The sequence below is a fragment of the Moraxella sp. DOX410 genome (genome assembly GCF_032248735.1).
GTDB classification, from domain to species: Bacteria; Pseudomonadota; Gammaproteobacteria; order Pseudomonadales; family Moraxellaceae; genus Faucicola; species Faucicola tetraodonis.
This window is the reverse complement of sequence record NZ_CP135138.1, coordinates 941,756-960,757: the sequence shown is the minus strand read 5'-3', so window position 1 is coordinate 960,757 and position 19,002 is coordinate 941,756. Positions and strand designations below refer to the sequence as shown.

General features: G+C 46.4%; 17 protein-coding genes. 9 read left to right on the top strand and 8 right to left on the bottom strand.

Going from position 1 to position 19,002, the window contains the following annotated elements; all coding sequences use genetic code 11:
- The first annotated feature begins 7 nt into the window (after nucleotides 1-7).
- The 4 genes from RNZ41_RS04330 (at nucleotide 8) to purB (ending at nucleotide 2,951) form a co-directional block, all read left to right on the top strand.
- On the top strand, nucleotides 8-403 hold the full coding sequence (locus tag RNZ41_RS04330; protein ID WP_314027663.1) for a carboxymuconolactone decarboxylase family protein: 396 nt from the start codon (nucleotides 8-10) through the stop codon (nucleotides 401-403).
- A gap of 72 nt (nucleotides 404-475) precedes the next feature.
- Nucleotides 476-1,198, top strand: coding sequence for a 7-carboxy-7-deazaguanine synthase QueE (gene queE, locus RNZ41_RS04325; protein WP_062330964.1), 723 nt, complete (start codon nucleotides 476-478; stop codon nucleotides 1,196-1,198).
- A 143-nt stretch (nucleotides 1,199-1,341) separates the two neighbouring features.
- Entirely contained in the window at nucleotides 1,342-1,488 is a 147-nt protein-coding gene (locus RNZ41_RS04320) for a hypothetical protein (protein WP_156627536.1), read from the top strand.
- A gap of 80 nt (nucleotides 1,489-1,568) precedes the next feature.
- Nucleotides 1,569-2,951, top strand: a complete 1,383-nt coding sequence (gene purB, locus RNZ41_RS04315; protein WP_314027662.1) for an adenylosuccinate lyase — start codon at nucleotides 1,569-1,571, stop codon at nucleotides 2,949-2,951.
- Nucleotides 2,952-3,072: 121 nt separating this feature from the next.
- Here purB and nfsA read toward each other — a convergent pair whose 3' ends face one another.
- The 6 genes from nfsA to pepN form a co-directional block, all read right to left on the bottom strand.
- On the bottom strand, nucleotides 3,073-3,849 hold the full coding sequence (nfsA, locus tag RNZ41_RS04310; protein WP_065252820.1) for an oxygen-insensitive NADPH nitroreductase: 777 nt from the start codon (nucleotides 3,847-3,849) through the stop codon (nucleotides 3,073-3,075).
- Between the two features lie 55 nt (nucleotides 3,850-3,904).
- The gene (locus RNZ41_RS04305) at nucleotides 3,905-4,768 is read right to left on the bottom strand and encodes an HpcH/HpaI aldolase/citrate lyase family protein (protein ID WP_314027661.1); all 864 of its coding nucleotides are present in this window, start codon (nucleotides 4,766-4,768) and stop codon (nucleotides 3,905-3,907) included.
- A gap of 124 nt (nucleotides 4,769-4,892) precedes the next feature.
- Nucleotides 4,893-6,248, bottom strand: coding sequence for a solute carrier family 23 protein (locus tag RNZ41_RS04300; RefSeq protein WP_314027660.1), 1,356 nt, complete (start codon nucleotides 6,246-6,248; stop codon nucleotides 4,893-4,895).
- 39 nt (nucleotides 6,249-6,287) lie between these two features.
- The gene (locus tag RNZ41_RS04295) at nucleotides 6,288-7,058 is read right to left on the bottom strand and encodes a nitroreductase family protein (protein WP_007115726.1); all 771 of its coding nucleotides are present in this window, start codon (nucleotides 7,056-7,058) and stop codon (nucleotides 6,288-6,290) included.
- A 21-nt stretch (nucleotides 7,059-7,079) separates the two neighbouring features.
- On the bottom strand, nucleotides 7,080-8,348 hold the full coding sequence (locus RNZ41_RS04290; RefSeq protein ID WP_314027659.1) for a YbfB/YjiJ family MFS transporter: 1,269 nt from the start codon (nucleotides 8,346-8,348) through the stop codon (nucleotides 7,080-7,082).
- 55 nt (nucleotides 8,349-8,403) lie between these two features.
- The gene (pepN, locus tag RNZ41_RS04285; RefSeq protein ID WP_409950683.1) at nucleotides 8,404-11,103 is read right to left on the bottom strand and encodes an aminopeptidase N; all 2,700 of its coding nucleotides are present in this window, start codon (nucleotides 11,101-11,103) and stop codon (nucleotides 8,404-8,406) included.
- 201 nt (nucleotides 11,104-11,304) lie between these two features.
- Between pepN and RNZ41_RS04280 the strand changes: the two genes are divergently transcribed.
- On the top strand, nucleotides 11,305-11,772 hold the full coding sequence (locus tag RNZ41_RS04280; protein ID WP_072092957.1) for an MgtC/SapB family protein: 468 nt from the start codon (nucleotides 11,305-11,307) through the stop codon (nucleotides 11,770-11,772).
- Nucleotides 11,773-11,865: 93 nt separating this feature from the next.
- Here the strand turns inward: RNZ41_RS04280 and uvrB are convergent, their stop codons facing one another.
- Nucleotides 11,866-13,983, bottom strand: a complete 2,118-nt coding sequence (gene uvrB, locus RNZ41_RS04275; RefSeq protein WP_314027658.1) for an excinuclease ABC subunit UvrB — start codon at nucleotides 13,981-13,983, stop codon at nucleotides 11,866-11,868.
- A gap of 441 nt (nucleotides 13,984-14,424) precedes the next feature.
- Between uvrB and metK the strand changes: the two genes are divergently transcribed.
- Nucleotides 14,425-15,591 carry a methionine adenosyltransferase gene (gene metK / locus RNZ41_RS04270; protein WP_095356014.1) on the top strand — a complete coding sequence of 389 codons (1,167 nt, stop codon included), beginning with the start codon at nucleotides 14,425-14,427 and terminating at the stop codon, nucleotides 15,589-15,591.
- A gap of 88 nt (nucleotides 15,592-15,679) precedes the next feature.
- Complete coding sequence (locus RNZ41_RS04265; protein ID WP_065263831.1) at nucleotides 15,680-15,991, top strand: DUF3144 domain-containing protein; 312 nt, start codon at nucleotides 15,680-15,682, stop codon at nucleotides 15,989-15,991.
- A 108-nt stretch (nucleotides 15,992-16,099) separates the two neighbouring features.
- On the opposite strand, the gene RNZ41_RS04260 is transcribed toward RNZ41_RS04265, so the two are convergent.
- Nucleotides 16,100-16,459: a hypothetical protein gene (locus RNZ41_RS04260; RefSeq protein WP_159676441.1), complete on the bottom strand. Its 360-nt coding sequence runs from the start codon at nucleotides 16,457-16,459 to the stop codon at nucleotides 16,100-16,102.
- Nucleotides 16,460-16,832: 373 nt separating this feature from the next.
- Here RNZ41_RS04260 and prpB point away from each other — a divergent pair, with 373 nt between their 5' ends.
- Both prpB and prpC read left to right on the top strand, forming a co-directional pair.
- Nucleotides 16,833-17,726 (top strand): methylisocitrate lyase, encoded by an 894-nt coding sequence (gene prpB / locus RNZ41_RS04255; protein WP_173846721.1) that lies wholly within the window; start codon nucleotides 16,833-16,835, stop codon nucleotides 17,724-17,726.
- A gap of 90 nt (nucleotides 17,727-17,816) precedes the next feature.
- Nucleotides 17,817-18,989: a bifunctional 2-methylcitrate synthase/citrate synthase gene (prpC, locus tag RNZ41_RS04250; RefSeq protein WP_314027657.1), complete on the top strand. Its 1,173-nt coding sequence runs from the start codon at nucleotides 17,817-17,819 to the stop codon at nucleotides 18,987-18,989.
- Nucleotides 18,990-19,002: the final 13 nt, after the last annotated feature.

Sequence of the window (19,002 nt, the reverse complement as noted above, 5' to 3'; positions counted from 1 at the left end):
TTTAAAGATGGCACAACAAGACTACGACAACGGCATTGCAGTACGCAAACAAGTCATGGGCGAAGCGCATGTGGAGCGTGCCATGTCACAAGTCACCGAATTTACCGCGCCGCTGCAAGACTGGATTAATGAACATGCCTGGGGCTCAACATGGCAACGCGACGGCACTGATGGAAAAGGAATAGACCGCAAAACCCGCTCACTGGTGACCATTGCCTTTTTAATCGCGCAAAAATCCCCAACAGAACTAAAAGGTCATATTCGCGGGGCGATTAATAACGGCGCAAGCGTGGCAGAAATTCAAGAAGTGCTACTACATAGCCTACCTTACTGCGGTGCACCCGCGGCGCAAGAAGCATTTCGTGCTGCGGTGGACGTGTTAACCGAAATGAAATTGCTTTAACCGCTGAACACAAAGATTTATTGGCATAAATTTGATAAAATAAACGCTAATTTTTATTAGTTAATCACATTTATGCCAAATTCAACGCTACCCATCCGCAATACCGCCATTCCCACCACTGACCCCGAAGCAGGACTCAAAGTTACGGAGATTTTTTACTCGCTGCAAGGTGAAGCCTTGACCGCAGGCTTGCCGACGATTTTTATCCGCTTGACAGGCTGCCCGCTGCGCTGCGTGTATTGTGATACCGAATATGCCTTTGTCGGCGGCGAGCGCATGAGTTTGGCGGGGATTTTGGCAGTGTGTCAGAGCTTTCCGTGCCAGCGTATTTGTTTGACAGGTGGCGAACCTTTAGCCCAGCCCAATGCAATCGCTTTGATGAACTTGTTACTGGCGCATGGCTACGAAATTTCGCTTGAAACTTCGGGCGCGCTGTCCGTGGCAGAGGTGCCAACGGCGGTATCTAAAGTTATGGATATCAAAACCCCAAGCTCTCAAGAAGCCGATAAAAATCTGTGGCAAAACCTCCCCTACTTAACTGCCCATGACCAAATCAAATTTGTGATTATGAATCGCGACGATTATGACTGGTCAAAAAAAATCCTATCAGACTACCAACTGGATAAAAAAGTCGCAACGGTGTGGTTTTCTCCGATGTTTAATGTGGAAGAACGTCAAGCCAATGTACCTACCCTTGCCGCTGACTTGGCAGAATGGATACTTGCCGATGCGCTGCCGGTGCGTTTTCAACTGCAACTGCATAAAATCATTTGGGCAGATGCCAAAGGCAAATAGCCGCTGCCAAATCGTTAAAACACAACTTAGGGAAATATCAAGCCAATGGGAAAAATGCTTGTTTGGGGGCTGATTGCGTCGGCTTTTTTTAGCACGTCGTTTGTGCTGTATCAATTGATGAGTGTACAAGGCGGACATTGGTTTTGGTCAGCAAGTTTTCGCTGTTTTTTATGTGGCTGTTGTTGTCGGTTTTTATTTTACTGCTGCACACGCCGATGCCATCAGGCTTAAGTTTTGTGGGGATTGCGCTGGTGATTATTGGGCTTGGGCTGTTTGCCAAGCAACGCTAGCGGTAGTCCAGGTTGTCATAGTTTGCTATAATGCAGGCACTTTTACGTTAACCCTTTATTTAACCGATTAGGATTATTTGATGAATACTTTGACCGCTCTTTCACCTATTGATGGTCGCTATGCCAGTAAAGTGGATAGTTTACGTCCTTACCTGTCAGAATTTGGCTTGATTCATGCCCGTGTGACGGTGGAAGTGCGCTGGTTACAGAGCCTTGCCAATCATGCCGATATTCATGAAATTCAGCCTTTTTCGGCAGCGACCAATGAGCGCTTAGACGCGATTGTAGCCAATTTTAGCGAAGCAGACGCGATGCGTATCAAAGACATCGAACGCACCACCAACCATGATGTCAAAGCCGTTGAATACTTTTTAAAAGAAAAAATTGCCGATATCGATGCGCTAAAAGACGCGGGTGAATTTATCCATTTTGCCTGTACCTCTGAAGACATCAATAACTTATCACACGCGTTGATGTTAAAATCAGGTCGCGACGTACTGGCGCAAACGATGCAAAAAATCATTGATGAGATTGCCGCCCTCGCGGAAACCCATGCCGACCAACCCATGCTGTCACGCACGCATGGGCAAACCGCAAGCCCAACGACTTTGGGTAAAGAAATGGCAAACGTGGCATACCGTCTGCATCGCCAGCTCAAGCAATTTAATAACGTAGAGTTGCTAGGTAAAATCAATGGTGCGGTGGGTAACTACAACGCGCACCTGTCAGCCTACCCACAAATCGACTGGGCAAAAAATGCCGAACACTTTGTCACCAGTCTTGGGTTGACCTTTAATCCCTATACCACCCAAATTGAGCCACATGACTATATCGCCGAATTGTTTGACGCGCTGCGCCGTTACAATACCATTTTGATTGATTTTAACCGTGATGTATGGACGTATATCTCCTTGGGTTATTTCAAACAAAAACTCAAAGATGGCGAAGTGGGCTCATCCACCATGCCTCATAAAGTCAACCCAATTGACTTTGAAAACTCAGAAGGTAATCTGGGTATTGCCAATGCCATGCTCGCGCATTTGGGTGAAAAATTGCCGATTTCTCGTATGCAGCGCGACTTGACTGACTCGACAGTCCTTCGCAATATGGGGGTAGGTTTTGCCCAAAGTCTGATTGCCTTTGACGCCTGCTTAAAAGGTATTGGCAAATTAGAGCTTAACGCCAATCGTCTCAATGAAGACTTGGACCTTGCCCAAGAAGTGTTGGCGGAGCCAATCCAAACCGTGATGCGTCGCTACAATGTTGAAAAACCTTATGAGAAACTAAAAGCCTTGACCCGCGGTCAAGCCATGACACGTGAGATGATGGTCAACTTTGTCAATGGCGATGAGCTGGCAGCCGTGCCAGAAGCTGAGCGTCAACGTTTGGCTGATTTGACCCCTGCCACTTATACAGGTAATGCAGCACAGCAAGCCAAAAACTTGAAAAATTTATTAAAATAAGACTTTTTCGCTCATCAAAAATCAAAAAGGACGCCTAAGCGTCCTTTTTTTACGTGACTTTTTTTTAAATCGAGTTTTTTACAGAATTTTTTTTAGGTGAGTTTGTTGATTAAACTTTGGGTTATTTTTTGGCATAGCCTTGTTGGTTAAGATAAGGCAGCACCTCGGGACGTACGGGTTTATCCAAATAACTTTCAATGGTTTGCACCCAATCCGACCCTGCTTGACCACGCGCCGCATAATAATCTGCAACGGTTTGGTTATACTGGTCTAATGCGGATTTGTCAGCGGGTTCATATTGGTTGGTGGAAACTACCAAGGCCTTTGGCAAACGTGGACGCATGGCAGGGTTTTGGTCAGGATAACCCAATGCCATGCCAAATAGCGGCACCACGCCTTGTGGCAGTTTGAGTATGTCGCCCATCCGTCTGATGTCATTGCGGACGCTGCCCAAATACACACCACCCAATCCAATGCTCTCAGCCGCTAGCAGCAGATTTTGCGCCATAATGGCTGCATCAACCGCCCCAACAATGGTGACTTCAGTCCAATCAATTTGCGCATTGGGTACAAGGGTTTGGTGGCGGTGGTTGTCCATACAAAAAATTAGTAGCTCGGCACAGTGCTCCACATAGGGATGACCGTATTTTTCCCCGTCTTTGGCTTGCTGGGCATCGGCGCAAATACGGCGGATGTCATAGCGCTGCTTTGGATCTGTCACCCGAATGATGCTCGCCGACTGCAGAAATCCCGATGATGAGCCTGCCATCCCCGCTTCGATAAGCTGCTCAAACGTTGCTGCATCTATTGGCTGATTGGTGAATTTGCGAATCGAGCGATGATTGAGTATCGTCTCTAGGGTGGGTTTACTGTCATTATGCTCACTATGTGTTGTCATGATTTTCCTTGTTATGGTTTGTGTTGTTATAAGTTGGGTTAGGGTTTGATTAGCCTTAGGGTTGGTATTTTTGAATCAGCTTTTGCGCTTGCACAATCACCGGAGTATCGACCATCTGTCCATCCATGGCAAATGCGGCAAGCCCTGTCTGTGCATAATGGTCAGCCACTTTTTTGGCAAAGGCAAGCTGTGCTTGGCTGGGTCTAGCCAGTGCATTGACAATAGCGACTTGGTTTGGATGAATACATAGCATCCCTGAAAAACCCAAATCGCGCCACCCATTGACACGCTGGGTCAAACCGTCATCATCATTAAAAGGCGGGTATACGCATTCAATCGGTGGGGTGAGCGCATTGATAGCACTATGCAAGCTTAGCTGATAACGGATTTGGTTGGCAACCATCTGACCTGCCTCGCTGTCTGCGCGCACGCCCAATTTTTCACAGATATCCAAAAAGCCAAAACTGAGCGCAGTCAAGCCTGCCGCAGCGGCGATGTTGGGTATATTTGCCATGCCTTTGGGCGTCTCAATCAAGGCAATCATGGGTTTGGCGAGCGCATGACGGACGCGGTCAATCTCTATGGCGTGCTCGACTTTGGGTAGCACTACCCCAATCACGTTGTTGATTGCGGACGCTGGCAAAGATTTTAGCAAATCAATATCGCCCGCTTGGTGGTTACTACTTGCGGCATTGATACGCACCCAAACAGGCTGGGCATCGGCACGGCTTAGATAATTGACCACATTGTCACGTGATTGCATTTTGACACTATCACTGACCGCATCTTCTAAGTCAATTATCACCGTATCTGCGCCACGGGCAAAGGCTTTTTCCACCCGCTCAATATTGATGGCGGGTACAAACAAATAACTGGTTGCGCTCAATCCCTTATGTTTTGCTACATTGTTTTCGCTCATGCGACATCCTTTTTCGTCAATTTTTGGTGAGATATTGCCCTTTTTAGCAAACAACTTATCAAACAGCTTATCAAACAGCTTATCCAGCAACAACGCCCTACCCAAAGTAACGCGTTTTTTTAGTTTATTTCAAAACCGTCAATTTGGATTTTTCACTGCGGCTAAACAGTAAATTTAACACGATGGCGACCACTGTCGCAGTACCGATACCACCCAAATTAAATTGTCCAATATGTAAGCTAAAATCCCCAGCGCCCATAATGACGGTCACTGCAGCAATGATTAAATTAGCATTTTTGCTAAAATCAATGTGATTATCCAGCCAAATTTTGACCCCTGCTACCGTGATAAGCCCGAACACCACGATCGAGGCACCGCCCAATAATGGCGCTGGGATGGTATGGATAAGCGCGCCAAATTTTGGTGACAGCCCCAGTAGCACAGCAATCAAGCCTGCCACCACAAAAACCGTGGTCGAGTATACTTTGGTCACTGCCATCACGCCGATATTTTCCGCATAGGTTGTCACGCCCGTACCGCCCATGCTCGATGACATCGCTGTACACAGACCATCGGCGAAAAACGCTCGTCCCATATAAGGCGATACCGCTTGTCCTGTCATGGCTTCTACCGCTTTGATATGGCCTAAATTTTCGGCGATTAAAATAAAGGCAACCGGGGCAATCAAAATCATTGCGTTGATATCAAACGTCGGATGATAAAAATTGGGTAATCCGACCCAAGCTGCTTGAGCAACTGGGGTAAAATCAATCGGCTTGCCATACCCAAGCACATTGGTGAGCACAAAATATGCCATATACGCCAATACCAATCCAATCAGTAGCAACAAACGACGCAGCATACCGCGGCTAAACACAGCGACCGCACTGATACACAATATCGTCATCAACGCAACCCAACTATCAAACTGGTTCCCCGACACGCCTTTGATAGTCACTGGCGCCAAATTTAGCCCGATAATCATCACAATCGCACCGGTTACCACAGGCGGCATGAGTTTCTCAATCCAGCCAACCCCTGTTTTCATCACCAGTAATCCGACCATGCCATAAAAAATACCACAGACAAAAATACCACCGAGCGCCACGGATAAATTACCGTTAAAGCCTGACCCTGTATAAGCCGTTGCCGTGATGACAGGCGCGATAAACGCAAAACTTGACCCTAAATAACTGGGTACTCGCCCACCCGTCAAAAAGAAAAACAGCACCGTACTAAGCCCCGCCATCAAAATCGCAAGGTTGGCATCAAATCCCATCAATAGCGGCGCAAGCACAGTTGCCCCAAACATCGCAAACGCATGTTGCAGCCCAAGTAACAGACTTTTATCAGCAGGTAAATACTCATGAATACGCACAGGATGATGATCTAAATGCCCATCGTAAGGCTGCCATTTTGGGAACCAGCCGCTATCATTACCGGTATTTTGATGGGTGGGTTGTCTTTGCGAATTTGCCATAACTTTGCTCTCATCTGTCAACTGCGCGAATTTTACACGTTATTTTTGTTTTGTCAAAAAACCCTGCGCTTTGAGCCAATCTTCTGCAGCAGCGACATACGGTTGACTATAGTAATCGGCAAATTTTTGACGGTATGGCTTACGCTCACGCGCTTCATTAAACGCCAAAATGGTTTGCTCGTAATCCGCGAGCATTTGCGGCAAGTTTTCAGTATTGTATTGGTTTTCAAAATACACCGCAGATTTTGGCAAACGCGGTTTTAGGCGCATTTCTACGCTAGGTTTACCGATACATAAGCCAAAAATTGGATAGGTATATTTTGGTAACTGAAGCAGTTCGATTAAGTCATTGGCAATCATACGCAAACCGCCAATCGGACAGGTGGCATAACCCAAACTCTCTGCCGCCACCGTGGCATTTTGCGCCGCCAATGCCGTATCGGTAGCCAGCGTAATCAATGTATCACTATCCTTAAACCCCTCAAAGCTGCCATCATACGTTTCACTGCTCAAATAAGAGCGATAACCATCCATCACAAATACCAAAAACACGCTACATTGGGCAATCTGTGGGTTGCGCGGTTGCAAATCGACGATTTTTTGACGTAACGCCTTATCACTGATGTTGATAATGCTGTAGTGCTGTCCGTTTTGCCAACTGGGCGCTTGCTGGGCGCATTTGATAATGTCATTTAATTGCGAATCTGGCACAGTGGCGCTACTGTCAAATTCTCGATACACCCGATGATTTTGTAAAAGTTCAATGGTTTGATTGCTCACAGTTTGATTACTCGTAGCTTGGTTATTCATGGTTGCCCCGTTAGAAGTGATTTAAACATGATTTGATGATTGTTGATGTTGATACGGTCGCCAAAGTAGCGCCACCCCAATAAGCAAAACAATAGCTGAGACGGGTAACAACGCAAGCCAAATATTTTTGCCTGTTGCAACTAGCGCAGTTAACGGTCCGATAAGCTGCCCGAATGCAAAACTTGCGGTCATCATCGCACTTAAGTTGTATTTAGGGTAGTGCGTGACTTGGCTTGCTGCCACTTGCAGCCCTGCCATCGTCACCACCATAAAGGTGCCGCCCACCATCAGCGCTGACAACATCAAACCTGCCAACGAATGCCAAAGCGCAGGCAATAACGTACCAACCGCCATGATGATTTGTGACACTCGCCAAACGCCGAGCAAAGAAAAATTGTTATAACGGTGTTGTAACCCCTGCGACAATACTACCGACAAAGCCGCCGCTAACCCAAAAAATGGCCAAATCAGCAAATAACTTTGCCCCGATAACCATTGCTTGGCGATTTGTGGCAAAAAAGTCGCAGGTAAAATATAGCCAAACCCAAATAAGCCGTAGGCAGTTAATACATTCGCTAATTTTAGCTTGGCAGGTGGGGGTATGCTAGAAGATGTAGGATTGGTATGAGCAGCTTTGCTAGGGTTGGTTTTGGCAGCGGCTATTGAGGCAGCAGCTGTTGAGGCAAACTGCGAGTTGATTTTCGCCAGCAGAAAGGTGACAAGCAGGGTGGCGAGCAGCGCAATCACGCCTAGATACTGCCATAATCGACTCGATAATGGACTGAATGATGACTGAGCCGCGATAGTCACCGTCGCTGATTGAAAAATAAAATAGCTACAAATCAATCCTGTGAAGGTGATACCGATACCGACACCCGTATAAATCAAGCCGCTAGTGACTACCCGTCTTGATTTCAACCAATTGATTGCAAACGCACTGATAGATACCAGCACCCAAGCGCTTGCCACGCCCGCCAAAAAGCGTAGCACAAGCAACCAAGCAAAGCTGCTTAGCGACGCCAGCCAAGTGGTAAGCGTGACTAAGGTAAGACCTAACATGACAAAAAGCGGGTGTCGCTTACTTTTAAGCAGTGACAGCGCCCCGACTAAATAGCCAATATAGTTGCTACTTGATAACCACGCCGTTTGCGCAAGATGCACCGTGCCTTCTTGTATCATCAAAGGCAAAATCGGTGTAAAGGCAAATCGCCCGATTCCCATTGCCACCGCAAGCGCGGTAATCGCTAGGATAAAGCAAAATATAATCTGTTGTCGTTCAGATTGTGACATTTTGCATTACCCCTTGATTTTATTGACACGGCTTGTCAGCGTTTAAGCTTGCATTTTAAAGATTATTGAGCATACTTTGCAAGGTTTCCTTCACATTTTTGGACGACATATTAGCTTGGCTTAATATCAAAGCGTCGTTAACCATTGACTTTTTGTCTGCTACCAAGGCATTCCAATTTGATAACCCTTGTATCAAACGTGACGCCAACAGTGGGTTGCGTTTATCCAAATCTTGCATCATACTCAAATACTGCTCAACGCCCTGCTGTGTCCAAATTTTGGTAGGCTGCGCAAGCAATCCACCGAGCACTGCCCGCACCCGGTTTGGGGTATTGATATCAAAGTCTTGATGTGAGGTTAACGCAAAAATATCGGCAATGCTCGCCTGGCTGTCATTGGCTTGGACACCAAACCATAAATCCATCACCAATGCATCATGATGAAAGCGTTGGTAAAAATCGGCAAGCCATTCGGCTTTTTGGGGCAAACCATGCTCCACCGCTGCATTTAACGCGCCTAAACGCTCTGTCATACAAGACGCTTGTTGGTACTGGCTAATCGCCCAGTGTTTGGCATCATTCACGCCCGCCAATAACGCCATATCCAGCACCACATTTCGCCACGCCCGCACGCCCATGGCTTCGGCTGTATCTTCATACGCGCTAATCGGCAGTTTGGCATACGCACTTTGCCAAATGTCTTTAAGCTCTACCGCCACGGCTTTTTTGACCGCTTGATGACGGGCACGAACTTGGCTAGGGTCATAGTCGGTCTGAATCGCACTACCCAGCTCTCGCTCGCTTGGCATATCTAGTAACCGCGCCGCTAGCATGGGATCGGTTTCTGATAGCGCTGGCAGACTGGCTTTTAATGCCGTGATATAGGCATCAGTATCGGCATTTTGCAATAAAATACGATTGACCAACAACTGTGCCGCTTGCCAACGGTTAAAGCCATTGGTCTCATACTGCATCAAAAACGCCAAATCATCATTGCTATACTCAAAATTGAGCTGAACAGGCGCGGAAAAATCACGAAGCAATGACACTACAGGGTCAAAATCCGCTGTGGTAAACAAACCGTCAAAGTTAAACGTCTGACTATCTTCGCGCAGTAATACCAAATCTTCGTGTACCAGTTGCCCATTGGCACGGTTAAAAATCGCCATTTTGATAGGAATTGGCAAAGCTTTTGGCGCAGGATAGCCTGCCACTGGGCGCGTGTGTTGGCTTAGCGTCAAGATAAGCTTGTCAGCTGTTTTTTCAAAATGCCCCGACAACACAGGCGTGCCTGGCTGGGTGTACCAATCAATAAATGTTTCAATACTTGGGTCTGCAACGCTCAGTGCAGATAACAAGTCTTCAACCGTGACCGCTTGCCCGTCATAACGGCGAAAATATTCGTCCGTGCCTTGGCGGAATTTTTCTTTGCCAAGCGTATTGGCAATCATACGCACGATTTCTGCGCCTTTCTCGTACACTGTGGCGGTGTAGAAATTATTAATCTCGACAAAATGGTTAGGACGTGGCGGGTGTGCCAATGGGCTAGCGTCTTCAGGAAACTGCGCCGCTCGCAATGTTGCCACATCATCAATCCGCTGTACCGCAGGGGAATGCAGACTTTCGGAAAAAGACTGGTCACGAAATACGGTAAAGCCTTCTTTTAGGCACAGCTGAAACCAGTCACGGCAGGTAATGCGGTTGCCCGTCCAGTTATGGAAGTATTCATGGGCAATTACCGCTTTGACATTAAAGTTACGGCGATCGGTGGTGGTCTCTGGGCTAGATAGTACGCAAGCGGTATTAAAGATATTTAATCCCTTGTTTTCCATCGCGCCCATATTAAACTGGCTCACCGCCACAATCATATAGCGGTCAAGGTCATACGCCCGTCCGTAGTTGTCTTCGTCCCATTTCATTGAGTCTTTTAACGCTTGCATGCCGACATGGCACTGCTCGATGTTTTCATGCTTGGCGTATAATTCAAGCAGCACCTCACGCCCTTCGCTAGTGGTGTAATGGTCGGTCAATACGTCCAAATCTGCCATCACGCAAGCGAATAGATAACTCGGTTTTTTGGTTGGGTCTTGCCACACCGCAAAATGACGGTCGCCCGCAAGCTCCCCTTGGTCGATTAAATTACCATTGGCAAGCAGCGTTGGGTAAGTTTTATCTGCTTCAATGCGTGTGGTGAAGGTAGCAAGCACATCGGGACGGTCTGGATAAAAGGTGATTTTACGAAACCCTTCTGGCTCACACTGGGTACAGAACATTTTGTCCGCCCCTTCCCCTGCTTGGTATAAGCCTTCTAGACTGGTATTGGTTTGCGGCACGATGGTGACGACGGTGGTAATCTGACAGGTGTCTGGCGCGTTAACAATCGTTAGGCTTTCTTGGTCTAGTTGGTAGTCGCTTTCGCTTAAAGTTTTGCCGTTTAAGGTAACTGATTCAAGTTGTAATTCTCGTCCAAAGAGTACCAAATCGCCTGCCGTGTTTCTTGTCATGTCAAGATTGGCGGTGACGGTTGCCTGCTTTTTATCAGCGCTATCAAACAACTCAATGTTAAGGTCAATGTGATTGACGCTAAAGACCGGCGGCGTGTAGTCTTTTAGATAGATTTTTTGCGGTTGATTATTATTTAATTGGTGACTATTTAAACTGGGGTCTGGCGTGGGTATATTGATGGGTACATCGGGCATTTCGGTGTTTAATAGCTGGGGATTTTCGGTTTGGTTGGTTTCGGTGACGTTGGTCATGGTGAACTCTTTTTTTTACTCATAATGTATCAATGTGCGGTTATTATGCCATAGTTCAACAGCGGATTTTAAAATCTGTGCTAACTTGCTAAAATTGCAGTCTATTTAGCACAAGTGGATAGATTCTGATAACCCTTGCGCAACGAAACTGTCTGCTAATTGTGATAATGTTTTGTTACGATCGTTAAATTTGGTGGTGTCATGATAGGGATGTTAGAGAGTTTATTTGATTTTGATTGGGACGTCATGTTAGCGCATACCGTTCAAATGGCGCTTGCGTTTGGGTTGGTATTGCCGGTTGGGTTTAACCGTGAGAGCAGCCGACAAAGTATCGGGCTACGCACTTTTCCTTTGGTGAGTTTGGCAAGTTGCTGTTTTACCTTGTTGGGTTTTGAATTAAATGGCGATGATGATAGTCTAATGGGGGAAGTGCTAGGCGGAATTATTACTGGCATTGGTTTTGTGGGAGGCGGCGCGATTTTACAAAAAGATGACCGTATTGAAGGCACCTCAACGGCGGCAGCGATTTGGGCGGCAGGCTGTGTGGGCGTGGCAGTGGCGATGGGGCGGCTAGAGATTGCGGTATTGATTAGTGTGTTTATGGTAGGGATTTTTTATTTCGTTAGTCCGTTAAAACAAAAACTTAGTAAGGAAAATGATGATGTTTAATGTAAAAAGTTGGATGACAGCTTAAACTTGCCCCAAGAAAAGCTATTACTTTTCTTGGGGTAAAACCGCTCATTTAACACCCATCGTCCACTATCATTGCAGCACAAACTCACGTAAACTTACCACTTTATCCCGCACTTTCGCCGCTTCTTCAAACTTCAAATCACGCGACAAGGCTTTCATCTCTTTTTCTAACCGTGCAATCTCTTTGGCAAGCAAATCAGGCGAACGCAAAATCGAAATATCCACATCGGGGAACGCATGGGTGACCGCAATTGCTTGGTTATCATTCGGGGCTTCTGCCTCGCCTGTGTCGATTTTGTCGGTAATCTGACGACGAGCGGATGTCGGCGTGATACCATGTTCTTCGTTATACGCCATCTGTTTGGCACGGCGACGCTCGGTTTCTTCAATCGCCTTTTGCATACTTGGGGTAATGCTGTCAGCGTACAAAATCGCCTTACCATTGACATGGCGCGCGGCACGACCGATGGTCTGAATGAGCGAACGCTCCGAGCGTAAAAAGCCTTCTTTATCCGCATCAAAAATCGCCACCAGACTCACCTCAGGCATATCCAAGCCCTCACGCAACAGGTTGATACCGACCAGCACATCATGCACACCTGTGCGCAGTTCGTGGATGATTTTCATCCGCTCCACCGTGTCGATATCCGAGTGCAAATAAGCGACTTTGATATTGTATTCTTTTAGATAACTGGTCAAATCTTCTGCCATGCGTTTGGTGAGCGTGGTAATCAGCACTCGCTCATCTTTGGCTTTACGAATGTTGATTTCTGATAGCACATCATCAACTTGTGTCAAGACAGGGCGAATCTCAAGCTGTGGATCAACTAGACCGGTCGGACGTACCACTTGCTCAACGACCTGTTCGCTGTGCTCAAGCTCGTATTGGGCAGGGGTCGCCGACACAAAAATGGTCGCAGGGGTAATACGCTCCCATTCTTCAAACATCAGCGGGCGGTTATCCATCGCAGATGGCAGGCGAAAGCCGTAATTGACCAAGGTTTCTTTACGACTTCTATCGCCTTTATACATCGCGCCGACTTGTGGCACGGTTACATGGCTTTCATCAATAAATAACAAGGCATCGGGCGGAATATAGTCAAATAACGTCGGCGGTGCTTCACCCGCAGGACGTCCCGATAAGTGGCGCGAATAGTTCTCAATGCCGTTACAGTAGCCAAGCTGTTGAATCATTTCCAAATCATAAGTGGTGCGTTCTTTGATACGCTGGGCTTCAATCAGTTTGTCATGCGCTCGAAAATACTCAAGGCGTTGTTCAAGCTCAGCTTTGATAGTGCCACTGGCTCTTTCGAGCTTGTCTCGTGGGGTCACGTAGTGAGATTTTGGATAGATGGTAATGCGTGGCACACTGCGCACGTTCTTACCTGTCAACGGGTCAAACCAAGTGATTTTCTCCACTTCATCATCAAACATACTGATACGCACTGCAAGCTGTTCAGACTCAGCCGGGTAAATATCCAGCACCTCGCCACGTAAGCGGTAAGTACCTCGCCCAAAGTCAAGCTCGTTACGGGTATATTGCAGCTCCACCAAGCGTTTGAGCATGGCAGTGCGATCGATTTTGTCGCCCACTACGATGTGGAGGAGCATTTTTAGGTAGCTTTCTGGGTCACCGAGACCATAGATACAAGATACCGATGCAATGATAATGGCATCACGACGTTCGAGTAGCGCACGCGTGGCAGACAGTCGCATTTGGTCGATATGGTCGTTAATGGCGCTGTCTTTTTCGATAAAGGTATCGCTGGCAGGTACATACGCTTCAGGCTGATAATAGTCGTAATAACTGACAAAATATTCCACAGCATTGTGCGGAAAGAACGCCTTAAACTCGCCATATAGCTGGGCGGCAAGGGTTTTGTTGTGTGCCATGATAATGGTGGGACGCTGGCATTGGGAAATCACTTTTGCCATGGTGTAGGTTTTACCTGAGCCTGTCACCCCTAAGAGCAGCTGACCGTGCATGCCGCGCTCAATGCCATCAACCAATTTGGCAATCGCTTGCGGTTGGTCGCCTGAGGGTTCAAATTCGGTCACCATCTCAAAAGGTTTACTTGAGATTTGGGTGCCACTGGCATTGACACCTGTGATTTGGGCATCATCTTGGATTTGGCGGGCAAGTTGGCTAAGTTCACGTTCGAAGCGGGAAGATTGAGGTGGTCGCATTTTATTGTCTTTATCGTAGTCACAGATGGGTAAATAATGGGGTTGATGGGTGAGAAGTTAAAGCAAAATAACGCGAAATATTGTATCAGTGATTGGGTTTATTAAAAAAGACCAACCATTAACAAACCAGCCATCATCAAACTTGTTAAAATTACCCCATTAGTCTATTCCAGTTAGGCATTTAAAAGCATTAGGTTAATTTGGCAAAATCCCTTATAATATCCCCTGACTTTTTCCACTGTAGCGGCAATGACTTGTATGAGTCATTTTGCTATTAGTCATATTAATCATTTTTTCGTTAATCATTTTGCAAACTTGCTCGTGCTGTATCGCAGTCCGTGACTTTCTATTTTTGCTTTGTTCTCGTTTTAAAATGTAAAATAGAGATAGGTTTGCAAAGCGATTAATTTTCTATCACCCTTGATGTAATGAGAAAATTAAATGCGTGAATATCAACTATTTACCTCTGAATCTGTCAGTGAAGGTCACCCAGACAAACTCGCTGACCAAATCTCTGATGCTATCCTTGACGCCATCCTTGAGCAAGACATTCATGCGCGTGTGGCATGCGAAACCTTGACCAAAACAGGCGGCGTGGTGCTGGCAGGTGAAATCTCCACCACCGCCAATGTTGATTTTGAAAAAATCGTGCGTGATACCGTCCTGCGCGTTGGCTACAATAGCTCAGAATTGGGCTTTGATGGCGCAACCTGCGCGGTTATTAATATGCTTGGCAAACAATCCCCCGAAATCGCCCAAGGCGTTGACCGCTCGCGCCCTGAAGAGCAAGGTGCTGGTGACCAAGGTTTGATGTTTGGTTATGCCACCCATGAGACGGATGTGTTGATGCCCGCCCCTATTCAGTTTTCCCATCGTTTGATGGAAAAGCAAGCGCAATTGCGTAAAGACGGCACATTAGCGTGGCTGCGTCCCGATGCCAAAGCGCAAGTCACGGTACGCTATGATGGCGATAAACCTGCGTTTATTGATGCGCTGGTACTATCAACCCAACACGATCCAAGTATCTCGCAAAAAGATTTGCATGAGGCAGTGATGGAAGAAATCATCAAGCCTGTCATCCCAGCCGCGATGCTGCACAAAGACACGAAGTATCATATCAACCCAACGGGGTTATTTGTGATTGGTGGTCCTGTGGGGGATGCAGGTTTGACGGGTCGTAAAATCATCGTAGACACGTATGGCGGTATGGCGCGTCACGGCGGCGGTGCGTTCTCAGGTAAAGATCCATCAAAGGTTGACCGCAGTGCAGCCTACGCAGGGCGTTATGTTGCCAAAAATATCGTAGCGGCAGGACTGGCGGAGCGCTGTGAAATTCAAGTAAGTTATGCCATTGGTGTAGCAGAGCCAACCTCTATCTCTGTCAACACGTTTGGCACGGGCAAAATCAGCGATGACAAGATTGTCGACTTTATTCGTCAGCATTTTGATTTACGTCCGTATGGTATCACGCGTATGCTTAACCTACTCCAGCCCATGTATGAGCAAACAGCGAGCTATGGTCACTTTGGTCGCCAAGGCACTGAAACCGCTTTTACTTGGGAGCGTACTGACCGCGCAGCACTACTTAAAGCAGACGCAGGTTTATAATTTTATTGACGAAATACAAGATTTGTAGGGTGCGTTTTACGCACCTTTTTAACGTTTAATTGATGGTAGAGAATTGTAGAGAAAAGTTATGAGCGAAAACACCAACCAAATCACCGAAGAAATGAACGCGTTTTATGAGCGCGCTGATGAGTTTATCCAGCTTGCCAATACCCTTCGCACCGATGATATACACGCAGGTAAAATCAATGCCTCAATGCTGTATGCGGTGGCGCGTTTTAGCGCATGGACAGCCGCCACTGGCTTTGTCAAAGGCGCTGATTATGCCAAAGAAAAGCAAGATATTATCGAACATTTCACCAAGAATTTTGAGCGTATGCTGTCGGATAATATCGATGATTATGCCGAAAACTTCCAAAAATACATGCAAATCGGCAATTAATTGCAGTCCAATAAAACTAGCGTTTCATTAAAAAAGCGTATTGAATCGTCATACGCTTTTTTTATTGCCGCGCCTATCATCTAAACTATCGATTATTTAAACAATTAATTATTTAAACAATCGATAAAACAACCAACCTATTATCAGGATGACCAAGATAATCACACTCACGCGTTTCACCCATCTTGGCAATAACGGTAGGGTGATATTTTCTTGTTTAAGATGATTATCTAATCCTTGTGTCAATGTGCTAAAGCCTTGCTCTTTAGTCTCTACTGATGGCGCAGGATGTGCAGTAGGCGGCGTTTGACTGTTTGCCGCTAACGCTTGGTTTTCATACGCATCAATTTGTTGTTTTGCTTCGTCTAAGCTAATCCCCTGCTCTTGTGCGTGGGTTTTGATGGCGATGACGTAGTTTTTTTTATCGACCAGTTGTTTGATATGACTCGGTAACGTTGATTGTGCCATAAGTAATTCCTCAAATTTTTACCCGTATATGATGCCTAGTTTGTTAAACTTATTTTAGAAGAATGTAGCAACGGGCGCCTGTTTATTGTAAATAAATGTAAATAAACGCTTCAAACTTTTGGCAAAATATTCACCTTTCAAAAGTTATAGTGACTAATTATGTAAAAATAGAAGTTTACTATTCATTTTTCACATAATGTTATTTTTACTTAACTTATTTTTTAAAAATGGCGTACTGACAGCTAGTTTTTTTGTGCGTATACTTGTGGATATACTAAGGCAAAGCAGCAAATAACCTGCCCAAAACCTAAAGCAGGGCTGATTAACCCTAACTTTGCTATTTTCCCCTTCAATCATGTAAAAAGGAAGCAACATGGCACCTATCTCTGCAGGTCGCAAATTTCGTGACGCCATTGAGTCTGAAAAAGCCGAAGGTCGTCCCCTTCAAATCGTTGGCACTATCAATGCCTATACTGCCATGATGGCAAGCCAAGTCGGTCATAAAGCAATTTATCTCTCAGGTGGCGGTGTTGCCAACGCCTCATTTGGTTTACCTGACCTCGGTATGACGAGCCTTAACGATGTATTGACCGATGCCACCCGTATCACCAATGCGGTTGACACACCATTATTGGTTGACATCGACACGGGTTGGGGCGGTGCATTTAACATCGCCCAAACCATCAAACAGATGGAAAAAGCAGGCGTTGCCGCGGTCCATATCGAAGACCAAGTGGCGCAAAAACGCTGTGGTCATCGCCCCAACAAAGAAATCGTCTCAACCGCTGAAATGGTTGACCGTCTAAAAGCTACGCTGGATGCCAAAGTTGACCCAGATTTTGTGGTGATGGCACGAACCGATGCGCTGTCAGTGGAAGGTTTGGATGCTGCGGTCGAACGTGCGTTGGCGTTTCAAGAAGCAGGCGCAGACATGATTTTTGCTGAAGCATTGACCGATATCGCCATGTACCGCAAATTTACCGACGTGTTAGACATTCCCGTGCTTGCCAACATGACTGAGTTTGGGCAAACCGACCTTTACAGCACTAAAGAGCTGTTTGACGTGGGTGTTGACATGGTGCTTTATCCATTATCTGCGTTTCGTGCGATGAATAAAGCCGCCCTCAATGTCTACCAAGCATTAAAAGATGAAGGCGTACAAACCTCCGTGGTCGACACCATGCAAACCCGCATGGAATTGTATGATTTCTTAAATTACCACTCATATGAGCAAAAACTGGACGCATTATTTAAATCAAAAAAATAATTGGCGAACTATGCTCAACACTTAATGCCAAACACTTAAGGCTAAACACTGAATGCCAAACATTTAATAAAGCTAAAAAGGAGTTTTACCATGTCAAAAAACACCCCAGTGACAGACGCGACTGACAACAAGCCAAAACCTAAAAAAAGCGTTGCCCTATCAGGCGTACCCGCCGGTAACACCGCCCTATGTACCGTAGGTCGTACAGGCAATGACTTAAGCTATCGTGGCTATGATATTTTGGATTTGGCAAAGGACAGCGAGTTTGAAGAAGTTGCTCACTTACTGATTCATGGTCATTTGCCAAACCGTCATGAGCTAGCGGCGTACAAGAAAAAACTCAAAACCCTGCGTAACTTGCCCGTCAATGTACTGGCGGTGCTTGAAGCCTTGCCTGCCCACGCCCACCCGATGGATGTGATGCGTACCGGCGTATCGGCACTGGGCTGCACCTTGCCTGAGCGTGAAAGCCAACCTACCTCAGAAGCCCGTGATATCGCCGACAAGCTTATCGCCTCATTAGGCTCAATGCTGTTGTATTGGTACCACTATAGCCACAATGGCAAAGTCATCAGTCTTGAGAGCGACCAAGACAGCATTGGCGGTCACTTCCTTGAGCTACTACAAGGTGAAGCACCCAGTGAATCGCATATCAAAGCCATGCACATCTCACTCATCTTATACGCTGAGCATGAGTTCAATGCTTCAACCTTTACCAGCCGCGTGATTACGGGGACTGGCTCGGATATGTACTCCGCTATTAGCGGCGCAATCGGTGCGTTAAAAGGTCCAAAACATGGCGGCGCCAATGAAGTGGCGTATGACATCCAAAAACGCTACCGCAATGCCGACGATGCAGAAAAAGACATTCTTGAACGTCTTGAGAAAAAAGAAGTTATCATTGGCTTTGGTCACCCTGTGTATACCGTGAGCGACCCACGCAATGTGGTCATCAAAGAAGTGGCTCGTAACTTGTCCAAAGAAACGGGCGACATGACCCTATTTGACGTGGCAGAACGCTTAGAAACCGTGATGTGGAACAACAAAAAAATGTTCCCAAATCTGGATTGGTTCTCGGCAGTGAGTTATCACAAGCTTGGCGTACCAACGGCGATGTTTACCCCATTATTTGTGATTGCGCGTACCGCAGGCTGGTCAGCGCATGTGCTTGAGCAACGTGCCGATGGCAAAATCATCCGTCCAAGTGCCAATTATACAGGACCTGATGACCAAAAATTTGTGCCGCTGGATGAGCGTCAATAATTAGCGTTTTAAT

Bases quoted from the DNA above. Each gene is read 5' to 3' on its own strand.
- RNZ41_RS04265 (WP_065263831.1), top strand. From the start codon at position 15,680: ATGAGCGAAAACACCAACCAAATCACCGAAGAAATGAACGCGTTTTAT.
- prpB (WP_173846721.1), top strand. From the start codon at position 16,833: ATGGCACCTATCTCTGCAGGTCGCAAATTTCGTGACGCCATTGAGTCT.
- RNZ41_RS04260 (WP_159676441.1), bottom strand. From the start codon at position 16,459: ATGGCACAATCAACGTTACCGAGTCATATCAAACAACTGGTCGATAAA.
- uvrB (WP_314027658.1), bottom strand. From the start codon at position 13,983: ATGCGACCACCTCAATCTTCCCGCTTCGAACGTGAACTTAGCCAACTT.
- prpC (WP_314027657.1), top strand. From the start codon at position 17,817: ATGTCAAAAAACACCCCAGTGACAGACGCGACTGACAACAAGCCAAAA.
- nfsA (WP_065252820.1), bottom strand. From the start codon at position 3,849: ATGACAACACATAGTGAGCATAATGACAGTAAACCCACCCTAGAGACG.
- RNZ41_RS04305 (WP_314027661.1), bottom strand. From the start codon at position 4,768: ATGAGCGAAAACAATGTAGCAAAACATAAGGGATTGAGCGCAACCAGT.
- metK (WP_095356014.1), top strand. From the start codon at position 14,425: ATGCGTGAATATCAACTATTTACCTCTGAATCTGTCAGTGAAGGTCAC.
- RNZ41_RS04280 (WP_072092957.1), top strand. From the start codon at position 11,305: ATGATAGGGATGTTAGAGAGTTTATTTGATTTTGATTGGGACGTCATG.
- purB (WP_314027662.1), top strand. From the start codon at position 1,569: ATGAATACTTTGACCGCTCTTTCACCTATTGATGGTCGCTATGCCAGT.
- RNZ41_RS04300 (WP_314027660.1), bottom strand. From the start codon at position 6,248: ATGGCAAATTCGCAAAGACAACCCACCCATCAAAATACCGGTAATGAT.
- RNZ41_RS04295 (WP_007115726.1), bottom strand. From the start codon at position 7,058: ATGAATAACCAAGCTACGAGTAATCAAACTGTGAGCAATCAAACCATT.
- RNZ41_RS04290 (WP_314027659.1), bottom strand. From the start codon at position 8,348: ATGTCACAATCTGAACGACAACAGATTATATTTTGCTTTATCCTAGCG.
- queE (WP_062330964.1), top strand. From the start codon at position 476: ATGCCAAATTCAACGCTACCCATCCGCAATACCGCCATTCCCACCACT.
- RNZ41_RS04330 (WP_314027663.1), top strand. From the start codon at position 8: ATGGCACAACAAGACTACGACAACGGCATTGCAGTACGCAAACAAGTC.
- pepN (WP_409950683.1), bottom strand. From the start codon at position 11,103: ATGACCAACGTCACCGAAACCAACCAAACCGAAAATCCCCAGCTATTA.